Consider the following 472-nt stretch of genomic DNA (forward strand, 5'->3'; position numbering starts at 1 on the left):
CGTTTTACCTGCGCATACAAACTGCATAACCTTATGGATGTCAGGAAGAACAGGTCCTGATCAGCGAAACAAGAAATCACCAAGGAGCACCACCAATGCGAAACGCAATCCGCAACACCATCGCAGCAGCACTGACTGCCACCATGGCCATTGCCGGTATCACCCCCGCCAATGCGTGCGACGCTTGCGATGAGCAAGCATTGATCGCCCCGGTTGATTTCGGCGCTGGGCTCGACCTGGTTGATTCTGATGGTGACGGTCTTCCCGACGTATGGGAACAACACGGTGTCATCTTGTCTGACGGCACTGCAGTTCCCCTTCCCGGTTATGGGGCTGATGTGAATCGTCCGGATCTGTTTTTGCAACTGAACTGGATGGCGTCCGAATACCGCAGCCTTGGCTGCGAAGACACCTACGTTGACGCTTGTGATTTCGCTGACAAGCGCAACCTTGGCCCATCGGCACAGATGCT

The 472-nt window shown here is 54.9% G+C and carries 1 pseudogene; it reads left to right on the forward strand.

The features are described from left to right. Nucleotides 1-95 precede the first annotated feature (95 nt). A pseudogene (locus HMPREF2785_RS03070) lies at nucleotides 96-472 on the forward strand (hypothetical protein); the annotation flags it as partial.

Source organism: Corynebacterium sp. HMSC067D03 (assembly GCF_001811185.1).
GTDB classification, from domain to species: domain Bacteria; phylum Actinomycetota; class Actinomycetes; order Mycobacteriales; family Mycobacteriaceae; genus Corynebacterium; species Corynebacterium coyleae.